The 3,318-nt window shown below is 45.1% G+C and carries 4 protein-coding genes and 1 pseudogene; all 5 read left to right on the top strand.

Annotation, left to right across the window (positions count from 1 at the left end; genetic code table 11):
• Positions 1-162: 162 nt before the first annotated feature.
• Positions 163-360 (top strand): hypothetical protein, encoded by a 198-nt coding sequence (locus tag ACXAC4_RS19435; RefSeq protein ID WP_475164840.1) that lies wholly within the window; start codon positions 163-165, stop codon positions 358-360.
• Between the two features lie 271 nt (positions 361-631).
• Positions 632-1,510: an ABC transporter permease gene (locus ACXAC4_RS19440; protein ID WP_475164842.1), complete on the top strand. Its 879-nt coding sequence runs from the start codon at positions 632-634 to the stop codon at positions 1,508-1,510.
• A gap of 191 nt (positions 1,511-1,701) precedes the next feature.
• Complete coding sequence (locus ACXAC4_RS19445; protein WP_475164843.1) at positions 1,702-2,148, top strand: hypothetical protein; 447 nt, start codon at positions 1,702-1,704, stop codon at positions 2,146-2,148.
• A gap of 14 nt (positions 2,149-2,162) precedes the next feature.
• Positions 2,163-2,579, top strand: coding sequence for a hypothetical protein (locus tag ACXAC4_RS19450; RefSeq protein ID WP_475164844.1), 417 nt, complete (start codon positions 2,163-2,165; stop codon positions 2,577-2,579).
• Between the two features lie 81 nt (positions 2,580-2,660).
• Positions 2,661-3,318: pseudogene (locus tag ACXAC4_RS19455) on the top strand (hypothetical protein); the annotation flags it as partial.

The raw sequence follows: 3,318 nt of genomic DNA on the forward strand, positions 1-3,318 counted from the left end.
ACGTATTGCTAAGGTTAACGACGGTTAGATTCACCTCTAACACAGCACCTGGAAAAATTCATGTCACATGAATTTTTCCTAACTTAATTGTATGCTGGGCATTTTAGTTAAGCGTTTACAAACATACAATGTTGATCAACGAATTATCCGGAGAGTAGGGCATTGAATAACGATAAATTAGCGTCTTTAGAACAAAATTGTCGCGAATTTGTACAAGCATTACCCATAGCCGATGCAGGACATGACTTAGCGCATGTGCAAAGGGTTGTTACAGCTGCAAAGCTATTAGCTGAAAAAGAACAAGCAGATTTACAAGTGGTGGTTAGGTGCTGTGTAAGAGGTGAATCTAACCGTCGTTAACCTTAGCAATACGTAACTGAACGAAGTAAGGTGCACATAACTATCTGTTGAAGGTTAATTGCGTCCTGTTACGAGAACTCATCAGCACCTTTTCAGCAGCTTCAGTATATGAAAAACAGGGACCTTGGTGTCGATATTAATGAAACCCTGGTCATAAATGGTCCGGGCGTTATCGACTCCACCTACAATGACAGGTTTTCGAGCTTCAAAACTGAAATTCAAAAGTTTGCCGGCATAAAATCTGTCGCCGCATCAACAAATGTTCCCGGCCGTGAAATCATCTGGACAAATGGTATCCGGCGACTCAGCGGTGGGCCTGAAAAGCAGCCTCACCACGTATATGGTAGCCGTGGACGAGGAGTATTTCCCGTCATTGAAAATTCCGGTGATCGCCGGACGGAACTTTTCCAAAGAGTTCCCCAACGATAACGAACGTATTATAATAAATGAATCACTGGTCGAAGCGCTTGAATTCAGCAGCCCGGAAGATGCTATTGGTGCCATTGTGCGGCAGAGCGGTGATACCATGGAGATCGCCGGCGTTATCGGCGACTATCATCAGATGTCCCTAAAAAGCCGACCCGCGCCCATGGTATTTCGATATTCAATGCCCAACAGCTTTTTTGCATTAAAGGTTGAAACAGACAACTATCAGGCGCTGCTCGAAAAGGTTCGGGGTTCATTTGCCGAGTTTTTTCCCGGGAATCCGTTTGATTACTTTTTCCTGGACCAGTTTTTCAACAGGCAATACGAACAGGACAACCGGTTTAGTCAGACTTTCGGCCTGTTTACGATGCTCGCTATCTTCGTGGCTTGTCTGGGCTTGTTCGGACTCGCTTCATACATGACCTCCCGACGTACCAAGGAAATCGGGATTAGAAAGGTTTTAGGTTCAAGCAAGGCGCAAATTCTTCGTACCCTCTCGTCGGGCTTTATCAAACTCGTTATTATCGGCACAGTACTCGCCTGGCCTGTTGCCTGGTATATCATGGATGGATGGCTGAACCAATTCCCATATCATGTATCAATCAATCCTGTGATCTTTATCATTTCAGGATTTATCGTTGTACTGATTGCTGTCTTATCGGTTAGCTATCAGACCTTAAAAACTGCAAGTGTAAATCCGGCCAAAACCCTTCGGTATGAATAAATCATCATGCCGTTTAAAATTTTATAAGTAGCTTCACACCAGAAAAAATCCCTGGTAAATGAAGCTTTTTGCAGCCGCTCTCCTTCTTTCAATGTCTGCCCTGTCTTGTTTAGGACAGGGTTATGGTAAATCAACCAACTCCGCATTCGACAATTACTACGACAGTCTAATGGCGATGGCAGTACAATCATGTGTTGCCATTTCTCGGAAAAAAGGCATACAAACGGGGATACGATCTGCCTTTCGCCTATGGAATTAGCGGCGTTTTCTTTACGCAAAAGCAGGATATTACGATCGACAGGATTCTCCTGGGTCTGAATGACGGTGAGCTGGTCGATTTTAGTGAGTATATAAAATTCGGACCAACTATCGCCCGAACGAGTGCCTATACAGTGCGTCCCGACATATGGATACTGCCCTTTGTTAATGTCTATGCCGTGCTGGGTGGCGGTACTACCGAAACGGAAGTAAACCTGCTTGAGCCAATCGGTTTTGAAACAACGCAGCAATTCAGCGCATCATCATTTGGCGTAGGTATGACACTGGCAGGCGCCGTTGGACCGGTCTGGATTGCCTTTGACAATAACTATATTTTCGCCAATATAGACGTCCTGTCGGATCCCTGTACCGGCCTTTAACAGCAGCCTGCGGATTGGAAACACCATACAGATGGCAGATCGCCCTGATCGCACCATATCCATATGGGGGTGTGTTTTTTCAGAACATTCGCAATGACACGCACGGCAGTATACCGCTAACAGATATTTTCCCGTCCTTTGGCCAGGGTGTAATTATTGATAATTTATATGAATGGGCCGAAACCCTGCCGCCTCCGCAACGAATAATAGCTAACCAGATAATCGAAAAACTTGAGGAAATTTCTGATGGCCTGGATCCTGAAACCACCATCAATTATACGCTCGACAAAAAAGTCACTGCGCCATTCAATATGCTGCTGGGTGCTCAGTACCAGTTCAGCAAGCGATACATGCTACGTACTGAAGTTGGCGTGTTAGGCAAAAGGACACAGTTTCTCCTCAATTTCCAGTATCGCTTTATCGACTTTTAATCCCGTGCTGATTTTATCCTGAATTTGGCCCGGCTTTATTTGTGGTTATCTTTGCTGATTCACGACAATAAAACAAATTAAATGGCAGCAAGGGGCGGATTTTCAAGTAAACTAGGATTTATTGCAGCGGCAGCCGGGTCGGCAGTCGGACTCGGAAATATCTGGCAATTTCCCTACATTGCCGGAGAGAACGGCGGCGCCGCATTTCTGCTCGTTTATCTTGGCTGGATTTTCCTGATAGGCCTTCCGGTAATGGTCGGTGAAATTGCGATTGGCCGAAATACGCAGTCGGATCCCTACGGCGCATTCAAAAAACTCGGAGGTAAAACCTGGGGGCTTGTTGGACTTTTTGGCATCCTCTGTGGGATAATGATACTTTCATTCTACAATGTGGTCGCCGGATGGGCCTTCGGTTATTTTCTGCAGGCAGGCTTTGGGGATGTCCTTCAAAACCCCGACCATGTAGGTTATTTCAACAGCTATGTTGCAGACATATCCGATATATGCCGCTCGTACAGCATTGCCTTCATGCTGATCACCGCCTTTGTCGTACACAAGGGTGTGAACCGAAGGCAGAGGAGCGGACGTCGGCGGCGGGGGGGCGGGGGGCTTTGCTGGGGGGCGGGGGGGTGGGGGGGGCTTTTTTTTTTTTTTTTTTTTTTTTTTTTTTTTTTTTTTTTTTTTTTGAAAAAAAAAAAAAAAAAAAAAAAAAAAAAAAAAAAAAAAAAAAAAAAAAAAA

The organism is Pseudoalteromonas sp. AWM4_233 (assembly GCF_056158285.1).